Below are 19,015 nucleotides of genomic sequence, written 5' to 3'. Positions count from 1 at the left end.
TAGATCCAACCCCGAGGGATACATGAACAAATACGACGCGCGTTTCAAACTGCAGGTCGCCAAAGAGGCCTGCAAGACCTCCACATCGGTCAAAGCCATTGCCCGTCGCCACGGCCTGGAGTTCTCCACGGTCAGGCGCTGGGTGGCGACCTATCGGCTGCATGGTTGGCGGGGATTTCATCGCCAGGCCCGGTCCTATGACCTCCCGTTCAAGCTGGCTGTCCTGGAGAAGATGAGCCAGGACGGCCTGTCCGGGCGCGAGGCCACCACCTACTTTCAAATTGGCGATGCCGGCGCGGTGGGGCGATGGCGGCGCCTGTATGCTCAAGGCGGTGCCCAAGCGTTGGCACCCCCTCCGCCGCCGCCCCGAAAGCCGATGAAGAAGACCCGTTCGTCCAAGCCGCCTGAAGATATGAGCCGCGATGAGCTGCTCAAGGAAGTCGCCTATCTGCGTGCGGAGACCGACTACCTAAAAAAACTCGATGCCTTGATCCGGGAAGAGCAGGCGGCGCAGGACGCAAAGCGCAAGCCGTCCAAGGATTGAGGCAGGTTCATACGCTGTCGCTTCTGCTCGAAGCAGCTGAGCTGTCACGCAGTACGTTCTATTACCAGAACCATGTCCTGGCCCATCCGGATCAGGATGAGGCAGCCCTGTGCGAGCGCATCCGTGCAATCTACGATCAAAGCCAAGGGCGCTATGGCTATCGCACGGTGACGCTGGAATTAGCCAATCAGGGTCATCGGACCAATCACAAGCGGGTTCAGCGCCTGATGGGGGAGATGGGGCTGAAATCGCGGGTGCGTGTGAAGCGCTACCAGGCCTTCAAGGGGGCGGCCAATGTTGTGGTTGGCAATGACCTCAATCGCCAGTTCCATGCCGAGCGGCCCAACCAGAAGTGGGTGACTGACGTGACCGAGTTCAAGGTGCAGGGCATGAAGCTATACCTGTCGCCGATCATGGACCTCTACAACGGCGAAATCGTGGCTTATCAGATCAAGCGTCGGCCCGTATTTGATCTGGTGGGTCAAATGCTGGAGGAGGCCATCAAGAAGCTTTCCCCGGATGAGCGCCCCATGATCCACTCCGACCAGGGCTGGCAGTACCAGCATGAAAACTACCGGCACATGCTGGAAAAGCACTCGTTGAAGCAAAGCATGTCCCGGCGCGGCAACTGCCTGGACAATGCGGCGATGGAGAGCTTCTTTGGAACGCTGAAGTCGGAATTCTTCTACCTGAACAGCTTTGACAGCCTCGAGAGTCTGGAGGCTGGGCTGGTGGAATACATCCAGTACTACAACGAAGAACGCATCAAACTGAAACTGAAAGGTCTGAGCCCGGTAAAGTACCGGGAGCAGGCCCAATCGGCCGCCTGACCCCGTCCAAGTCTCGGGGGTCACTTCACCATGGGGGCTCGATGGCGCCATCCATGGCGCCAACGGTCCCGCGAACCCACCCCGCCCGGCCCCTGACAGTTTCCTGCGCGGCCCGCCACGGAATGGAAGAAGAAAAAGCAAGGCAAAAGCGGGTCGCGCGCTGCGCTTGCTCATCCCAAAACAAAAGAGGGACGCGGCGAAGCCGCGTCCCTCTTTCAAATTCCGTCCCGACAACCCCACGCTCTTCGATCCGTCACCGGAAATCTGTCAGAGGCGGGGCGGGAGGGGCCAGCGGGACCGTTGGCGCCATGGATGGCGCCATCGAGCCCCCATGGATGGGCTCACGGCGCGTCCCGCTGGCCCCTCCCGCCCCGCCCAGCCCGCAGCAACCCAGAGCCTGGATCGCTGTTGCTGTTGCTGTTGCAGTTGCCTGCCGCAGGCAGCGCCCGCGGCCGCCGCCGCAAAGGAAACACCTTAAATCTTCTTCGCCAGCGACTCGGCCAGGCCGGTGTAGCTGCCCGGGGTCATCTCCAGCAGGCGCTGCTTCGCATCCGCCGGCAGCTCCAGCCCCTCCACGAACGCACGCATCGACTCGGCGGTGATGCCCTGCCCACGGGTCAGCGCCTTCAGCTGCTCGTACGGGTTCGGCAGGCCGTGGCGGCGCATCACCGTCTGCACGGCCTCGGCCAGCACTTCCCAGGCCGCGTCCAGATCGGCATCCAGGCGCTGCGGGTTCACTTCCAGCTTGCCCAGGCCCTTGGCCAGCGAATCCAGCGCCACCTGGCTGTGGCCGAACGCGGTGCCCAGCGCACGCAGCACGGTGGAGTCGGTCAGGTCACGCTGCCAGCGGCTGATCGGCAGCTTCGCGCTGAAGTGCTCGAACAGCGCGTTGGCAATGCCGAAGTTGCCTTCCGCATTCTCGAAGTCGATCGGGTTGACCTTGTGCGGCATCGTCGACGAGCCGACTTCGCCTTCCTTCAGGCGCTGCTTGAAGTAGCCCAGAGAAACGTAGCCCCAGATGTCACGGGCCAGGTCGATCAGGATGATGTTGGCGCGGCGTGCGGCATCGCCGATTTCGGCGATGTTGTCGTGCGGCTCGATCTGCGTGGTGTACGGGTTGAACACCAAGCCCAGGCCGGTCACGAAGCGCTCGGCGAAGGCCGGCCAGTCCACGTCCGGGTAGCTGGCGATGTGGGCGTTGTAGTTGCCCACCGCGCCATTGATCTTGCCGGTCAGTTCGACCGCAGCGATCTGCCTGCGCTGGCGCTCCAGGCGGGCGACCACGTTGGCCAGTTCCTTGCCCAGGGTGGTGGGCGAGGCGGTCTGGCCGTGGGTGCGCGACAGCATCGGCTGGCCGGCCTGGGCGTGGGCCAGGCTGCGCAGGCTGTTGGCGATGCCGTCCAGGGTCGGCAGCAGCACCTCGCGGCGGGCCTGTTCCAGCATCAGGCCGTAGCTGAGGTTGTTGATGTCTTCGCTGGTGCAGGCGAAATGCACGAATTCCAGCGCCGGGGCCAGCTCGGCGTCGTCCTTCAGCTGTTCCTTGATGAAGTACTCCACCGCCTTGACGTCATGGTTGGTGGTGCGTTCGATCTCCTTCACGCGCGCGGCCTGGACCGGGCTGAAGCTGGCGGCCAGGGCGCGCAGGCGGGCGACGGCGGCGTCGGAGAACGGGGCCAGTTCGACGATGCCCGGCTCGGCGGCCAGGGCCAGCAGCCACTCCACTTCGACCGTGATGCGGGCCTTGATCAGGCCGTACTCGGAGAAGATCGGGCGCAGGGCGTCGACCTTGCCGGCATAGCGGCCATCGAGCGGGGACAGGGCGAGCAGGGCGGAATCGGACATGTCGGCAGGGCTGGGGCGAGCGGCGGGGGCCATATTCTACGACGTGCCGGTGAGGTAGTGCCGGCCGCTGGCCGGCAACCACGCACGGCCCACGCTTCCATGGATTGCCGGCCAGCGGCCGGCACTACCCTTGCGCGTGCAGATCGGCCCTGCGGATGAAACGATCTGGCCCGCCCTCGTCATCCCACGCTGCGGGCAAGGGAGTATCGTTGGCGCAGCCGCCAGCCCGGGAAGCGACACCCTGCCAGCCGCCGCTTCCCTTTCCCCAACTGAAGTAGTGCGGAGTTGATGCAATGAGCAAAGCTGCAAGCAAGGGTTTCAGAATCGAACACGACAGCATGGGCGAGCTGCAGGTGCCTGCGGACGCCCTGTGGGGCGCCCAGACCCAGCGTGCCGTGCAGAACTTCCCGGTGTCGGGCCAGCGCATGCCGCGCGGTTTCATCCGTGCCCTGGGCCTGGTCAAGGGCGCCGCCGCGGGCGTCAACGCAGAACTGGGCCACCTGCCGAAGAACGTGGCCAAGGCCATCCAGACCGCTGCCGCCGAAGTGGCCGCCGGCAACTGGGACGCGCAGTTCCCGATCGATGTCTATCAGACGGGTTCTGGCACGTCCTCGAACATGAATGCCAACGAGGTCATCGCCACCCTGGCCAACCGTGCCGGCAAGGCGGGCAAGACCAGTGTGCACCCCAATGACCACGTCAACCAGGGGCAGAGCTCCAACGACGTGATTCCGACCGCGTTGCGGGTGTCGGCGGTGTTGGCGACGCATGAGCAGCTGCTGCCGGCGCTGGTGCACCTGCGCAAGACCCTGGACAAGAAGGGCCGCAGCCTGCGCAAGGTGGTCAAGACCGGCCGCACCCACCTGATGGATGCGATGCCGCTGACCTTCGAGCAGGAATTCGGCGCGTGGTCGGCGCAGCTGGCGTCGGCGCAGGAGCGTATCGAAGACAGCCTCAAGCGCGTGCGCCGGCTGCCGCTGGGTGGCACCGCCATCGGCACCGGCATCAATGCCGATCCGCGCTTCGGTGCACAGGTGGCCAAGGCACTGAAGCAGCAGACCGGTTTCAAGTTCGACAGTGCCGAGAACAAGTTCGAAGGCCTGGCCGCACAGGACGACGCGGTGGAGCTTTCCGGTCAGCTCAATGCGCTGGCGGTGGCGCTGATCAAGATCGCCAACGACCTGCGTTGGATGAACGCCGGTCCGCTGGCCGGGCTGGGCGAGATCGAACTGCCGGCGCTGCAGCCGGGCAGCTCGATCATGCCGGGCAAGGTCAACCCTGTGATTCCGGAAGCGACGGTGATGGCCTGTGCACAGGTGATCGGTCACCACACTGCGATCACCGTGGCCGGGCAGACCGGCAACTTTCAGCTCAACGTCACCCTGCCGCTGATCGCAGTGAACCTGCTCGATGGCATCGGCCTGCTGGCCAACGTGTCCACCCTGCTGGCCGACAGTGCGATTGCCGGGCTGAAGGTGCGCGAGGACCGCGTTGCCGAGGCGCTGGCGCGCAACCCGATCCTGGTTACCGCCCTCAACCCGATCATCGGCTACGAGAAGGCTGCGGCGATTGCCAAGCGCGCGTACAAGGAACAGCGCCCGGTGCTGGATGTGGCGCTGGAGGACAGTGGGCTGGAGGAGGCCGAGCTGCGTCGCCTGCTGGACCCGACCGCGCTGACCGCCGGTGGCATCCAGGCCGGTGGGGGCGGCGCCGGCGGTTGATCGGCCGGTTGTAGAGTCGAGCCATGCTCGACTGTTGTTCCGGAGTCGAGCATGGCTCGACTCTACAGAAAGCAGAAACGCCGCCCTTTGGGCGGCGTTTTTTTTCAGCGACGGTCGGCGACGATGTTGCCGAAGGTGTCGGTGTAATCCTTGAACTCAGGGATGCGCTGGATCAGGTCGGCCGGGATCACCTCCATGCCCTCCGGCGGCTGGATCTTCACCGGCTGCATGTTCGGATCGGCCGGTGCGGCCACCAGGGTGTTCTGGCGCAGCACCTGCAGTTTGCCGAACATGGTCTGCAGCATCTGTTTCTGCCCGTCGTCCAGCGGAATCTGGATCTCGTCCATCTTCATCGTGCCGTCGGCGAGGATGATGATGTTCGGCGCGGGCGGGCGACGCACGGTGACCATGCCTTCGCTGACGGAAATCTTGGGTTTGCCACGCTCGGCGCGGTGGTTGCGGTACTCCTGGTCACAGCCGGCCAGGCCGAGGCAGAGCAGGGCGGTCAACAGCAGAAACAGCTTCTTCATGACATTCGGTTCGGGGGCGTCCGGGGCCGCCATTGTAAGCCGGGCGGCGCACTACGGCCGGCAGCCGGACGCCGCTGCCGGCCGGGTGCGCTGATCTGTCACAGGCCTAGCGCTGGACCACGGTGTCCTTGCCGCAGTCGTCCACGTCGCTCTGGTCCATGGTCGCGTAGGGCTTGAATGCCGGCAGTTCACGTGCGAGCGCCTGCTGGCTGGCCAGCATCGCCGGAAGGCGGTCGCAGATGCGCTTGGCCTGGGCTTCGATCTTCTCGGCTTCGGCATTGATGCGCTTTTCGACACCTTCGCTGTCGCCGCTGAAAATGCCCTTCAGCGCTTCGCCGGCAGCACTGGCACCCAGTTTGGCGCCGGCCAGGCCGACATCCATGCCGTCCATCGCGATGGCGACCACGTGGCCGCGGTAGTCCTGCAGATGACGGCGCTGGATATCGTTGGCGGCGATCTCCTTGCCCGCGATCAGCAGGCGGCCATCCGGCGTGATCTCCGCACGCGGCTGCTTGTCCGCCGAGATCTTGATGTTGCCCTGGGCGATATCCTTGCGGGCATCGTCCATGGCGTTCCTGACGGTCTCGCCGACGCCGCCTGTGGCTTCGGCCACGTTCTTGCCAACGGTCTTGTCGGGTGCTGACGACGTGCCGCCGCAGGCGATCAGCGGCAGGGACAGCAGCACAGCGGGCAACAGGCGCAACAGGTTCATGGTGTTCCCCTGGTAGTGTCTGGAAGAGGGTTTACTTGCTGCGCGGCAGAGTGACCCGGCCGCTGACGTTGCGATGATCGACGTCACCGCTGCCGCTGTGGTCGACGGTCAGGGTGCCGCGCACGCCGTCGACGTTGATGTCGCCCGAGCCGTGGCTGCGGACATGCACATTGCCGCCGATGTCGGCCAGATCGACCCCGCCGGAGCCGACCACGCCCACTTCAACGCTGCCCTGCACGCGCTTGAACTCGATATCACCCGAGCCCACGGTATCCAGCCGCGCGTTGCCACGCACATCGCTGATCTTCAGGTCACCGGAGCCGACGGTACCGGTGCTGGCATCGCCGCTGATGTTGCGTACGGTGACGTCGCCGGAACCCAGCGACAGCAGATTCAGGGAGCTGCCGCCATCGATGTTGAGGTCGCCCGAACCCACTGCAGCGTGGATGCTGCCGCGGGTACCGCGGACCACGGCATCACCGGAACCCACGTCCACGCTCAGCGACTGTGCGTTCTCCACGCTGGCATCGCCCGAGCCGATCTTGAACTGCAGCGGCATGTTGTCCGGCACGCTGCCACGGATATCCAGCCAGGCGTAGCTGTTGCCCAGGCTGATGCCGCTTTGGCGGCCGTCGCGGCGCAGGCTCACCACCAGCTTGTCGCCGACCTTGCGCTGCTCCAGCACCAGCTGGTCCAGCCATTCCTGGCTGGACGCGCAGGCGCGGCCGTCCAGCTGGCCGCCGCCAGCGCTGGCGACCACCTTCAGGTCATGCTGATTGACCTCGAACACCACCGTCCTGGCACCAGCCACGTCCAGCTTCAGTGCGCGGGCGGCAGTGAACTTGCAGTTCGGAGCATCGGCGGCCAGCGCCGACAACGGCAACAGCAACAACGCAGAACAGGCGAGCAAAGAACGCATGGGTGGTGCCTCCGGATGGATGGGATCAGATCTCGCCGGCGCGCTTGCGCAGGCGGATGGCAAGGAAGATGAACACTGCACCGACGACGGCGCCGATCCACAGCTCCGGCATCGCCAGCGACTTCAGCTGCGAGGCGGGGGACATCAGGCTGACGACCGAGTCCAGATCGCGGCGCGATGCTTCGTCGGCGCCGAGGCGATACAGCAGGTCCATGCCGGGCACGCCGCCCAGCAGCAGGCGGCCGACGATGTTCTGCCAGAACCAGCCGGTGGTCAGGCCGAACAGCGGCATCATCTTGGTGGAGCTGACAATGATGCCGGCAAACAGCGGCAACATTACCGCCCACAGGAACGGCTTGCTCCTGGCCCATGCCGAGCACAGCAGCAGCCAGCCGGCGGTGGGCAGGGTCCACAGGGCATAGACCGGAATCCAGGCCAGGTGTCCAGCGGCCAGGGTCAGCGGGCTGGCCGGGCCCCAGATCAGGGTCATCGGGCTGCCACCGTGCAGCAGCGCGACGGCACTGATGATCAGCATGAAGCCGAACATGGTGAGGATGCCGGCGATGACCGCGAACAACGGTGCCACGATCAGTGCGCTGATCACCTTGGACAGCACGGTCTGCGTGTCCGACAGCGGCAACGACTTCCAGAACAGGATGCTGCGGTCACGGCGATCGTCGTAGAGGGCGCCCAGGCAGTAGAAGAACACGACGAAGGCCAGCACCACGAACGGCCAGCTTGAACTGAGTACCAGAGTCAGGTCCAGGCCGTTGCCAAGATCAGCAAGGTCCTTGGCACTGATGTCACGGGTGAGCAGGGCCAGGTTCAGGCCGTTGATGTTCACGTTCTCGCCATCGATGTGCAGGCCGCCGTCGCGTGCTGCACGGTTCAGCGCGAACAGGCCGAAGGCAATGCCGGCGATGCTCATCACCAGTGAGATCAGGCCCGCGATCAACGGGGCATACAGGAAGCCGCCGCGGTTCTCCCAGTACTCGCGCTTGAGCAGCCAGCGCAGGGTGCCGATCGGGCTGATGGGGTGGTTGACGGCATTCATGCGTAGGTCCCCTTCATGATGGCGACGAACAGGTCGGCCAGGCCCGGGATGCGGGTCTCGCCGAGAGAGGAAAGCTGGGTGCGCGGCACGCCATCGAACAGCATCACCGTCTTGCCGAACGCCAGGCTGCGCTCGTCGATCGGCTTCAGGGCGCGCGCGGTGTCCAGCTGGTCGGCATTGACCAGCAGCTCGGTATAGCGCTGGCCGACGTCGTCCATTTCCGCGTCGAGCACGATGCGGCCATCGCGGATGAACATCACGTCGCTGAGGATGTGCTCGATCTCCTCCACCTGGTGGGTGGTGACGATGATGGTTTTCTGTTCGTCGAAGTAGTCTTCCAGCAGGCGCTGGTAGAACTCCTTGCGGTACAGTATGTCCAGGCCGAGGGTCGGCTCGTCCAGCACCAGGATGCGGGCATCGATGGCCATCACCAGCGCCAGGTGCAGCTGCACGATCATGCCCTTGGACAGCTCGCGCACGCGCTGCTTCGGCTGCAGCTTGGTGTTGGCCAGGAAGCGCTCGCAGCGGGCGCGGTCGAAGCGCGGGTGGACGCCGGCCACGAAATCGATCGCCTCGCGCACCTTCAGCCAGCGCGGCAGCACGGCGACGTCGGCGATGAAGCAGATGTCGTTCATCAGTTCGTCGCGGTGCAGTCGCGGGTCGCGGCCGAGCACGCTCAGTTCACCCTCCACCGAGGTCAGCCCAAGAATGGCCTTCAGCGCGGTGGTCTTGCCGGCGCCATTGGGCCCGATCAGGCCGACGATGCGCCCGCTTGGAATGCTGAAACTGGCGTTGTCGAGGGCGACCGTGGTCTTGTAGGCCTTGCGCAGGCCTCGGGCGGTGATGACCGACTCACTTGCAGTGCTATTCATCAGACTTTCCCCTGGGGCAGCAATTCGTCGAGGCTCAGGCCCAGGCGCTGGATGCGCTCCAGAACCGCCGGCCATTCTTCGTTGAGGAAACGGTCGCGTTCGCTGCTGCGCAGCTGCGTGGCCGCCTGCTCGGTCATGAACATGCCCAGGCCGCGGCGCTTCTCGACCAGGCCTTCGTCGGCCAGCTCCTGGTAAGCGCGCGAAACGGTGATGGGGTTGAGTTGATAGTCGGCGGCCACCTGGCGCACCGAAGGCAGGGCATCGCCCGGCTTGAGGATTCCGTCGAGCATCATGGCGATCACGCGCTCCTTCAACTGACGGTAGATGGGAGCGCCGTCGCTCCACTGGATGTCGCTCATATTCAGCTCCGTGGGGTCAGCGGCTGGGCGAACGAGAAATACGGCATGGACAGCGCGCTGTGCAGCCGACGCGGGGGAGGGGGGGAGGAGGAGGGGGCGTTCCCTGCGGGGGAGAGAGTCGCGTCCTGCGCACTTTCAGCAGCGGCGGAAACAGGGGCGGTGGGCGTGGCCCACCAGGCCAGCACGAGCAGGGTCGAAACAGCGACGGCCGCGGGTGCGGTGAGGTTGCGACGGATCCGGACATTCATGGCTTCCCCCTGTCTCAGGTGACTGGTGTTGTATGCAACTATAACACCGGCACGCCTACGTGCAACCCCTTGCCGTCCCCAACTGATGGCAGGGGTGGTCAGATTGCTGAAGCATCCCTTTAGTCGATTGATTTAAAAGGGAAATTGATCTTCTGCAGGGGGCTTTTCGGGGCGGCCTTCCATTCAGTGATGTCCATGCTATGTCATCACTGCGCCTTCGATGGCGCCCGGGCAGCACATTCGCCACGCCGCGCAAAGCCCGGAATGGACCTGTGCCATCAGGGGCTCCAGAGCCCGGTGCTATAGTTCGGCCGATTCCCGGCCAGCACTGGCCGGGCCTTGTGAATGGCTACCGCGGACCGCCTCTGATGCCCCTGCCGACCGTTTCCCCGTGCCGCCTGCGCGGCCTGTCCCTGCTGGCCCTGATGGTGGCCGGCGCCGCCGGTTCCGCCAGTGCGCTGGCGGCCGACCTGCTCGATCTGGAATACCGGCCGTTGGCCAGCAAGCAGCAGGTGAATCTGCAGCAGCGCTATCACGGGCAGGTGCTGCTGGTGGTCAACACCGCCAGCAAGTGTGGCTACACGCCGCAGTACGAAGGGCTGGAGGCGCTGCAGAAGCGCTATGCAGGCCGCGGTTTTGCGGTGCTGGGCTTTCCTTCCAATGACTTCAAGGGCCAGGAACCGGGTGACGAGAAGCAGATCCAGGACTTCTGCACCCTGACCTACGGCGTCAAGTTCCCGATGTTCGAGAAGGTGCATGTGGTCGGCACGCAGGCCACGCCGCTGTACCAGCGGTTGACCGCAGCGACCGGCGTTGCGCCGGCCTGGAACTTCCACAAGTACCTCGTGGGCCGCGATGGCAAGGTCATTGCCCAGTTCGCCAGCAAGGTGACGCCGGACGATCCGCAGCTGACCGCGGCCATCGACAAGGCGCTGGCGGCAGCCGCCACGCATTGATATCCAGCACGCATGCCTCGACATCGACGGCATGCGTGCGACAATGTTTCTTTTCGCGCCGACGTCGGCGCCCAGACACTTCCAGGAATGCAGCGAATGAAGATGGGAATGCGCGGCGCCGCGGCGTCGGTTCTGATTCTGGCGATGGGCACTTCGGGTGTCGCTCTGTCGCAACAACCGGCTGCCCCCGCAGCCGCCAAGGAGACCGCAACCTTGAATTCCCCCAAGCAGAAGCTCGGCTACGCCATCGGCCTTGATGTCGCCAAGTCGTTCACCCCGATCGCCGATGAGATCGATGTGGCCGCCCTGCGCACCGCCGTTGAGCGTTCGTTCGAGGGCCTGCAGCCGCAGATCACCCAGGAACAGGCCAAGGCCACCGATGCCGCCCTGCGCCAGGTCGTGATGGCCCGCAGCGGCCAGCAGGTGCCGGGCGTGGCACCGGGCTCGCAGCCGCCGAAGGTCGACCGCGTCAAGGTGTCGCAGATGATCGGCTCCTACTCGGTGGGTCCGTCGCTGGCGCAGCTGAAGGACGATATCGATGTCGCCTCGTTGTTTGACGCAATCAGCACCGGCCTGACCAAGGGCCAGCCGAAGATGACGGAAGCTGACGCGACCGCCACCATCCAGGCCTTCATGGGTGCCAAGCAGGCTGAAATGCAGGCCAAGGCCGCCCAGGCTGCGCAGACCAACCGCACGGAAGGCAACGCATTCCTGGCCAAGAACAAGACCCAGCCGGGCGTGGTGACCACCTCGTCGGGCCTGCAGTACCAGGTGATCCGCCCGGGTAGCGGCGAGCGCCCGCTGCCGAGCAGCAAGGTGCGCGTGAACTACGAAGGCAAGCTGCTCAACGGCACCGTGTTCGACAGTTCCTACGGCCGCCAGCCGGCCGAGTTCGGTCTGGACCAGGTGATCAAGGGCTGGACCGAAGGCGTCGCGCTGATGCCGGTCGGTTCGAAGTACCGCTTCTGGATCCCGGGCGAACTCGCCTACGGTGAGAACGGCACCCCGGGCGGCCCGATCGGCCCGAACGCGACTCTGACGTTCGACGTCGAGCTGCTGGGCGTTCTGCCGTAAGTCATTCAGGAGCGAATACGGATATGCGCGTTGCGATTTTTGGTACCGGCTACGTTGGACTGGTGACCGGTACCTGCCTGGCCGATGTTGGTCATCAGGTGGTCTGTGTCGATATCGACCAGGCCAAGGTGGATGGCCTCAACCAGGGCATCATCCCGATCTATGAACCCGGCCTGGAGCCGATGGTGAAGGCCAACCATGCCGCAGCGCGGCTGGCGTTCACCACGGATGCCGCGGCCGCCATCGATCACGGCCAGGTGGTGTTCATCGCCGTTGGTACGCCGCCGGACGAGGATGGCAGTGCCGATCTTCAATACGTGCTTGCCGTAGCCCGGACCATTGGTCGGCACATGAGTGTGCCGACCGTGGTGGTGAACAAGTCGACGGTGCCGGTCGGCACCGCCGACAAGGTGCGTGCCGCCATTGCCGAAGAGCTGGCCGCGCGTGGCGCGGACATCGCCTTCGACGTGGTGTCCAACCCGGAATTCCTGAAGGAAGGCGATGCAGTTGCGGACTGCATGCGCCCGGACCGCATCATCATCGGTGCGGCGAACGAAGAGTCGGTGGCGGTGATGCGTCGCCTGTACGCGCCGTTCAACCGCAACCACGACCGCGTGGTGGAAATGGACGTGCGTTCGGCCGAACTGACCAAGTACGCCGCCAATGCGATGCTGGCGACCAAGATTTCGTTCATGAATGAAATCGCCAACATCGCTGAACGCGTCGGTGCCGATGTCGAGCAGGTCCGCCAGGGCATTGGTTCGGATCCACGCATCGGCTGGCACTTCATCTATCCGGGTGCCGGTTACGGCGGCTCGTGCTTCCCCAAGGACGTGCAGGCATTGGCCCGTACCGCCCAGCAGTATGGCCTTGAGCCGAAGCTGCTCAATGCGGTTGAAGCGGTCAACGATGCGCAGAAGGGTCATCTGTTTGCCCTCATCCAGCGTCATTACGACAAGGGCGAGGACGAGGGCGTGCGTGGAAAGACCTTCGCCGTATGGGGTCTGGCCTTCAAGCCGAACACCGACGACATGCGTGAGGCCTCCAGCCGTCGACTGCTGGCGCAGCTGTGGGAAGGCGGTGCGACGGTGCGTGCCTACGATCCGGAGGCGATGCACGAGTCGCAGCGCATCTTCGGCGAACGCGATGACCTGGTGTTCTGCAACAGTGCCGATGAAGCGCTGCAGGGTGCCGACGCGCTGGTGGTGGTCACCGAGTGGAAGCAGTTCCGCAGCCCCGACTTCCAGAAGCTGCGCGAGCAGCTGAAGGATGCGGCGGTGTTCGACGGCCGCAACCTGTATGAGCCGGGCGAAGTGGAAGCCGCAGGTCTTGCGTACTACGGCATTGGCCGGGGGCGCTCGTTGCATGTCTGATCTGCCCACTGAACGCGAGCAGGCGCTGGAAGCGCGCCTGGTCGAGCTGGAAATGCGCGTGTCCTTCCAGGAACAGGCGCTGGCCGAGCTGAGCGACGCGCTGGCTGATGCCCGCATGCAGGGCATGCGCAACGCCGATGTGCTGCGCGTGCTGCTGGAAGACCTGGGCAAGGTCCGCAACGCACTGAATTCTTCCGATCCGGCGAGCGAACCGCCGCCGCCGCACTACTGATCCGAATCCTATGAGCGATACCCTCCGCGACCAGCTGATGGGCCTGGGCTTCAAGCCCGCGCCCAAGCCCGAGCGCAAGAATGATGGCCCCCGCCGTGATGGCCGCCCGCAGGGCAAGGGTGGCAACGGCAATGGAAAACCGCAGGGCGCAGGCAAGGGCGAGCACAAGCCCGGTGAGCGTCGTGGCCAGGGCCATGGCGCGGGCAAGCCCGGCGGGCATGCCCGCGGTGGCCAGGGCCAGCAGGGCCCGCGCAAGCCGCGCAGCACCGAAGAGATGGACCTGGCCAAGGCCTATGCCATCCGGGCGCAGCGGGAGAAGGAAGAGCGCATCGAGACCGAGCGCCTGAAGCAGGAAGAAGCACGCGTGCGCCGCGAGGCGAAGGCCAAGCTGGAAGAACTGCTGAAGGACAAGAGCCTCAACGCCGAGGCAGCGGACATCGCCCGCCACTTCCCGTATGGCGGCAAGATCAAGCGCATCTATGTGACCGCCGAACAGCTGACCGCGCTCAATGCCGGTGAGCTGGGTGTGGTCCAGCTCAATGGCCGCTACCTGCTGGTAACGGCCGACGTGCTGGCACAGTCCGAGGCCGTGTTCGCCGCCTCGGTGGCGCTGAAGGTCGATCCGAATGCGCCGGCCGAGGAAGATCCGTACGCGGACCCGCAGTACCAGGTGCCGGACGACCTGGTCTGGTAAAGGCGCAACCACCGCGGACGGCACTGCCCCCGCGGTTGGGGGGAAGGGATGACCGCTGATCCAAGCCGTGGCTACGTGCCGCACATTGACGGCCTGCGCGCGATTGCCGTGCTGGCCGTCATCGTGTTCCACCTGGACCCGGCCTGGTTGCCGGGCGGGTTCACCGGCGTAGACGTGTTCTTCGTCATTTCCGGGTTCGTGGTCAGCGCGTCGGTGCACCGGCTGCCGCCGTTGTCGCTGTGGCAGTCGATGCTGCGCTTCTATTCGCGCCGCATCCGCCGCATCGCACCTGCGCTGATCAGCTGCCTGCTGTTGACCGCTGTCGGCAGCGTGCTGTTCATTCCCGAGTCCTGGCTCAGCGAGGCCAGTGACAAGACCGGGCTGATGGCATTCTTCGGCTTCAGCAACTGGGTGCTGGCGCTGATCGGCAACGATTATTTCGCGCCCAAGGCCGAATTCAATCCCTATACCCATACCTGGTCGCTGGGCGTGGAGGAGCAGTTCTACCTGCTGTTCCCGCTGCTGTTCCTGGCCTGGGCGCGCGGCGTGCGCGGGCGTTGGATCAGCCTTGGCCTGTTTGCCGTGGTCAGCGCGGCGTCGCTGCTGCATGCGGCGGTGCTGGGCCTGCGCGAGGCGCCGCCATCGTGGGCGTTCTACGCCACCACTACGCGGCTGTGGCAACTGGGTGTTGGCGTACTGCTCTTCCAGCTGCTGCATGTTCGCCAGCCAGTGGATGCGGTGACGACGATTGCACTGAAGCGTGCTGCGCCCGTGTTCTCGCTGCTCGCGATGGTGGCGCTGGCCTTGCTGTGCTGGGCATTGTGGACCGCACGGGCCGGACGTTCGCCGTGGCCTGATGGCCTGCTGCCGACCTTTGCGGCGGCAGGCCTGCTGTGGGCGCTGCATCATCATCCCCGGTCCTGGGTGGCACGCCTGTTGGCCAGCAGGCCGATGCGCTCCATCGGCCTGCTGTCGTACTCGCTGTATCTGTGGCACTGGCCGGTATTCGTGCTGATGCGCTGGACCGTGGGCCTGCAGACACCCCTGCAGATGAGCGCTGCGATGGCGCTGGTGCTGCTGCTGTCGTGGTTGTCGTGGCGCTGGGTGGAGCAACCGTTCCGGGGCCCCTTGGCGCAGCGTCTGCGCCCGGGTCGCTGGGTGCTGGCAGGTTCGGCTGTGCTGCTGGTCGCGGCCGGCACCCAGACGCTGCTGTACCTGCAGGCACCGCGGATATCACTGAGCACGGTCAGTCGGCATCCCGGCGACTGGTATCCCAACGGCAAGAGCGTGGCAGGCGACTATCCCGACTGCAGCCTGGTGACCACCAAGCGACGCTTCGAAGGTGGCAGCATGCGGACCTATGCGCGTGGTGACTGCGATCGGCCGGCGCCTGCCGGTGCGCCGAAGCAGGTGTTCGTTGCTGGCGATTCGCATGCAATGGCCTACATCGAGCTGCTGCAGCGGCTGGCGCTTGAGAGTGGCTCGGAGGTGATTCTCTACGGTCGTGGTGGATGCCCGCAGGTGAGCCTGCAGAAGTGGCGCGGCGCGGGTGCCGGTTGCAGTGATTTCGACGCAGCGATGCTCGCCGATGTCACGCAGCGTGCGCAGCCAGGTGATGCCGTGGTGCTGGTGTCGCTGCGGATACCGCGCTTGTCCGATCAGTTCGTATTGTTCGATGCGCAGGCGCAGCTGGCGGGCGAGCTGACCCCGGAAGCCACTGCAGGACGCGAGGCCGAAGTGGCCGAGGCGATCACCCAGTGGAAACCGTTGGCCGAGCGCGGTGTGCGAATTGTGCTGGAGGCGCCCAAACCGGTGCTGCCGGCGCCGCCGTATCGCTGCTCTGACCGCTTCAATTCACGCAACGAGGTCTGCCGCAACGGCCTGGACAGCACGCGTGAGGCGATGGAAACGCTGCGTGCGCCGATGCTGGGCAGCCTGCAGCAGGTGGTCGATGGCCTGCCAGGGGGGGTGCTGTGGGATCCGATGCCGGTGCTGTGTGATGACGTGCTGTGCCCGGCGCAGCGCGATGGCCGGCCGTTGTTCTTCGATGGCGATCACCTCAGCGCGCATGGCAACCGTGTGCTGCTGCCGTCGCTGCAGCAGGTACTGCGGCAGCAGTAGGACCGCGCCGGCGTCAGGCCTTGAAGCGGCTCCGGCGTGCGCGGATCAGTGGCAGGCTCGGTGCGAAGAAGCACAGCAGTGCGCCGACCAGGGCAAACGACACCGGACGAGAAACCGTCAAAGCCCAGCGCAATGATGAAGCGAAAAGGGGACGGAGGGGATTAAGTCGTTTTGGGCACAAACGACTTAATCCCCTCCGTCCCCCTTTTGTGTCATTCGGGGTCGTAGTCGAGGTTGGAGGCCAGCCAGCGCTCGGCCTGGGCGCGGTCCACGCCCTTGCGGCGGGCGTAGTCGCTGACCTGCTCGCGGCTGAGGCGGCCGACCACGAAGTACTGGCTCTGCGGATGGCTGAAGTAGTAGCCCGAAACGGCCGCCGTAGGCAGCATCGCGAAGCTCTCGGTCAGTTCCATGCCGGCGTTGGCTTCGGCCTGCAGCAGGTCGAACAGGCGTCGCTTTTCGCTGTGCTCCGGGCAGGCGGGGTAACCCGGTGCCGGGCGGATGCCACGGTACTCCTCGTCGATCAGCGCCTCGTTGTCCAGCGTCTCGGCATGGTCGTAGCCCCAGAAATCGATGCGCACGCGCTGGTGCAGGCGCTCGGCCAGCGCTTCGGCGAAGCGATCGGCGAGGGCCTTCAGCAGAATCGCGTTGTAGTCATCGTGGTCGGCTTCGAAGCGCGCTACGTGCGCGTCGATGCCGATGCCGGCAGTGACCGCGAAGGCGCCGATCCAATCCTGCTTGCCGCTGTCGGCCGGGGCGATGAAATCGGCCAGGCAGAAATCCGGGCGCTCGGCCGGCTTGTCCACCTGCTGGCGCAGGAAGTGCAGGGTGGTCTCGCCCTGCGGGTGCTGCACGCGCACGTCGTCGCCGATGCTGTTGGCCGGCCACAGGCCGAACACGGCCTTGGCGGTCAGCCATTTCTCATTGACGATGCGCTCAAGCATCGCGCGGGCGTCCCTGTACAGATCGCTGGCCTGGGTGCCGACGATCTCGTCGGTGAGGATGGCCGGAAACTTGCCGGCCAGCTCCCAGGCCTGGAAGAACGGCGTCCAGTCGATGTAGTCGACCAGTTCGGCCAGCGGGTAGTCGTCAAATACGTGCAGGCCGGGCTGGTTCGGTGCCGGCGGCGTGTAGGTGTCCCAGCCGCCCTGGAACTTCTGCCCACGCGCGTGTTCCAGCGAAACCAGGCGCTTGGCATCGCCACGGTTGCGATGGCGCGCGCGGATCTCGGCATAGTCGGCCTCGTTGGCGGCTACGAAGGCCTCGCGCAGGTCACGCGAGATCAGCGACTGGGCCACGCCGACCGCGCGCGAGGCGTCCTTCACCCACACCGTGGGCGCCTTGTAATGTGGGTCGATCTTCAGCGCGGTGTGCGCGCGCGAGGTGGTCGCTCCACCGATCAGCAGCGGCAGGTCGAAGCCCTGGCGCTGCATCTCCCGGGCCACGTGGCTCATCTCTTCCAGTGATGGAGTGATCAGGCCGGACAGGCCGATCAGGTCGGCGTTGTGCTCGCGCGCGGCATCGAGGATCTTCTGCGCCGGCACCATCACGCCAAGGTCGACCACCTCGAAGTTGTTGCAGGCCAGGACTACGCCGACGATGTTCTTGCCGATGTCATGCACATCCCCCTTCACCGTGGCCATGATGATCTTGCCGTTGCTCTTGGCGGTGTCGCCACTGCGCGCCTTCTCGGCCTCGATGTAGGGCAGCAGGTAGGCCACGGCCTTCTTCATCACGCGCGCGGATTTCACCACCTGCGGCAGGAACATCTTGCCGGCGCCGAACAGGTCGCCGACCACGTTCATGCCATCCATCAACGGACCTTCGATCACGTCCAGCGGGCGGCTGGACGCCTGCCGGGCCAGTTCGGTGTCTTCTTCCACGAAGGCATCCAGGCCGTGCACCAGCGCGTGCGCCAGGCGCTGCGCCACCGGTTTCTCGCGCCAGGCGAGGTCTTCGGTCTTCGCCGCGCCTTTCTTGCCCTTGTAGCGCTCGGCGATTTCCAGCAGGCGCTCGGTGGCATCGCTGCGGCGGTTGAGGATCACATCCTCCACGCGCTCGCGCAGTTCTGGCTCCAGCTCGTCGTAGATCGGCATGGCGCCGGCGTTGACGATGCCCATGTCCATGCCGGCGGCAATGGCGTGGTACAGGAACACCGAGTGGATGGCCTGGCGCACCGTTTCGTTGCCGCGGAACGAGAACGAGACGTTGGAAACACCGCCGGACACATGGCAGTGCGGCAGCGTCTGCTTGATGATGCGGGTGGCTTCGATGAAGTCCACCGCATAGTTGTCGTGCTCTTCGATGCCGGTGGCGACGGCGAAGATGTTCGGGTCGAAGATGATGTCCTGCGGTGGGAAGCCGATCTCGTCGACCAGGATGCGGTAGGCGCGGGTGCAGATCTCGACCTTGCGTGCGCAGGTGTCAGCCTGGCCGCTTTCGTCGAATGCCATCACCACCGCGGCAGCACCGTAGCGCAGCACCTTGCGCGCGTGCTCGCGGAACAGCGCCTCGCCTTCCTTCAGCGAGATCGAATTGACCACGCTCTTGCCCTGCAGGCACTTCAGGCCGGCCTCGATCACGCTCCACTTGGAGGAGTCGACCATCACCGGAATACGGGCGATGTCCGGCTCGGACATGATCAGGTTGAGGTAGCGGGTCATCGCCGCTTCCGAATCAATCAGGCCCTCGTCCATGTTGACGTCGAGGATCTGCGCGCCGCTGGCCACCTGCTGGCGGGCCACGTCCACCGCTTCTTCGTAGCGGCCTTCCTTGATGAGCTTGCGGAACTGCGCGCTGCCGGTGACGTTGGTGCGCTCGCCGACGTTGATGAACAGCAGGTCCGGAGTGATGACCAGAGGCTCCAGGCCGGACAGGCGGGTAGGGCGGACAGGCGTCATGGCAGGCGTCAGCTCAACAGCAATAGGGCGGGAAGTG

The 19,015-nt window shown here is 65.3% G+C and carries 17 protein-coding genes; 8 read left to right on the top strand and 9 right to left on the bottom strand.

Features of this window, described 5'->3' with window-relative positions:
* Positions 1-22: 22 nt before the first annotated feature.
* A protein-coding gene (locus tag MG068_RS13650) for an IS3-like element ISStma2 family transposase (protein WP_132809301.1) occupies positions 23-1,374 on the top strand; the annotation gives its coding sequence in 2 pieces (ribosomal slippage) (positions 23-470 and positions 470-1,374; 1,353 coding nt in all).
* A 474-nt stretch (positions 1,375-1,848) separates the two neighbouring features.
* Here MG068_RS13650 and purB read toward each other — a convergent pair.
* On the bottom strand, positions 1,849-3,216 hold the full coding sequence (gene purB / locus MG068_RS13645; protein ID WP_107433064.1) for an adenylosuccinate lyase: 1,368 nt from the start codon (positions 3,214-3,216) through the stop codon (positions 1,849-1,851).
* A 293-nt stretch (positions 3,217-3,509) separates the two neighbouring features.
* Here purB and MG068_RS13640 point away from each other — a divergent pair, with 293 nt between their 5' ends.
* Positions 3,510-4,937 (top strand): class II fumarate hydratase, encoded by a 1,428-nt coding sequence (locus MG068_RS13640; RefSeq protein WP_049462122.1) that lies wholly within the window; start codon positions 3,510-3,512, stop codon positions 4,935-4,937.
* Positions 4,938-5,041: 104 nt separating this feature from the next.
* On the opposite strand, the gene MG068_RS13635 is transcribed toward MG068_RS13640, so the two are convergent.
* The 7 genes from MG068_RS13635 to MG068_RS21350 all read right to left on the bottom strand — a co-directional run bounded on the left by MG068_RS13635 (position 5,042) and on the right by MG068_RS21350 (position 9,631).
* On the bottom strand, positions 5,042-5,467 hold the full coding sequence (locus tag MG068_RS13635) for a hypothetical protein (protein WP_107433067.1): 426 nt from the start codon (positions 5,465-5,467) through the stop codon (positions 5,042-5,044).
* Positions 5,468-5,573: 106 nt separating this feature from the next.
* On the bottom strand, positions 5,574-6,179 hold the full coding sequence (locus MG068_RS13630) for a YggN family protein (protein WP_132810470.1): 606 nt from the start codon (positions 6,177-6,179) through the stop codon (positions 5,574-5,576).
* Between the two features lie 31 nt (positions 6,180-6,210).
* Complete coding sequence (locus MG068_RS13625) at positions 6,211-7,098, bottom strand: DUF4097 family beta strand repeat-containing protein (protein WP_032130457.1); 888 nt, start codon at positions 7,096-7,098, stop codon at positions 6,211-6,213.
* A gap of 25 nt (positions 7,099-7,123) precedes the next feature.
* On the bottom strand, positions 7,124-8,152 hold the full coding sequence (locus tag MG068_RS13620) for an ABC-2 transporter permease (protein WP_132810469.1): 1,029 nt from the start codon (positions 8,150-8,152) through the stop codon (positions 7,124-7,126).
* Positions 8,149-9,024, bottom strand: a complete 876-nt coding sequence (locus MG068_RS13615) for an ABC transporter ATP-binding protein (protein WP_032130455.1) — start codon at positions 9,022-9,024, stop codon at positions 8,149-8,151. The genes MG068_RS13620 and MG068_RS13615 overlap by 4 nt, the downstream gene beginning before the upstream one ends.
* A complete protein-coding gene (locus MG068_RS13610) occupies positions 9,024-9,383 on the bottom strand; it encodes a GntR family transcriptional regulator (protein ID WP_006453095.1) in 360 nt (119 codons plus the stop codon). Before MG068_RS13610 ends, MG068_RS13615 begins: the two co-directional genes overlap by 1 nt.
* A 2-nt stretch (positions 9,384-9,385) precedes the next feature.
* The gene (locus tag MG068_RS21350) at positions 9,386-9,631 is read right to left on the bottom strand and encodes a hypothetical protein (protein ID WP_080355172.1); all 246 of its coding nucleotides are present in this window, start codon (positions 9,629-9,631) and stop codon (positions 9,386-9,388) included.
* Positions 9,632-9,999: 368 nt separating this feature from the next.
* Between MG068_RS21350 and MG068_RS13600 the strand changes: the two genes are divergently transcribed.
* The 6 genes from MG068_RS13600 (at position 10,000) to MG068_RS13575 (ending at position 16,081) form a co-directional block, all read left to right on the top strand.
* A complete protein-coding gene (locus MG068_RS13600; protein WP_019337359.1) occupies positions 10,000-10,587 on the top strand; it encodes a glutathione peroxidase in 588 nt (195 codons plus the stop codon).
* Positions 10,588-10,683: 96 nt separating this feature from the next.
* On the top strand, positions 10,684-11,661 hold the full coding sequence (locus MG068_RS13595) for an FKBP-type peptidyl-prolyl cis-trans isomerase (protein WP_019337358.1): 978 nt from the start codon (positions 10,684-10,686) through the stop codon (positions 11,659-11,661).
* A 23-nt stretch (positions 11,662-11,684) separates the two neighbouring features.
* Positions 11,685-13,034, top strand: coding sequence for a UDP-glucose dehydrogenase family protein (locus MG068_RS13590; protein ID WP_032127659.1), 1,350 nt, complete (start codon positions 11,685-11,687; stop codon positions 13,032-13,034).
* On the top strand, positions 13,027-13,266 hold the full coding sequence (locus MG068_RS13585) for a SlyX family protein (RefSeq protein WP_019660397.1): 240 nt from the start codon (positions 13,027-13,029) through the stop codon (positions 13,264-13,266). The genes MG068_RS13590 and MG068_RS13585 overlap by 8 nt, the downstream gene beginning before the upstream one ends.
* A gap of 10 nt (positions 13,267-13,276) precedes the next feature.
* Complete coding sequence (locus tag MG068_RS13580; RefSeq protein ID WP_132810468.1) at positions 13,277-13,960, top strand: DUF2058 domain-containing protein; 684 nt, start codon at positions 13,277-13,279, stop codon at positions 13,958-13,960.
* 48 nt (positions 13,961-14,008) lie between these two features.
* Positions 14,009-16,081 (top strand): acyltransferase family protein, encoded by a 2,073-nt coding sequence (locus tag MG068_RS13575; protein ID WP_132810467.1) that lies wholly within the window; start codon positions 14,009-14,011, stop codon positions 16,079-16,081.
* Positions 16,082-16,293: 212 nt separating this feature from the next.
* Here MG068_RS13575 and metH read toward each other — a convergent pair whose 3' ends face one another.
* Complete coding sequence (metH, locus tag MG068_RS13570; protein WP_132810466.1) at positions 16,294-18,978, bottom strand: methionine synthase; 2,685 nt, start codon at positions 18,976-18,978, stop codon at positions 16,294-16,296.
* Positions 18,979-19,015: the final 37 nt, after the last annotated feature.

Source organism: Stenotrophomonas sp. ASS1, assembly GCF_004346925.1.
Classification (GTDB): Bacteria; Pseudomonadota; Gammaproteobacteria; order Xanthomonadales; family Xanthomonadaceae; genus Stenotrophomonas; species Stenotrophomonas maltophilia_A.
This window is presented reverse-complemented; position numbering and strand designations above follow the sequence as displayed.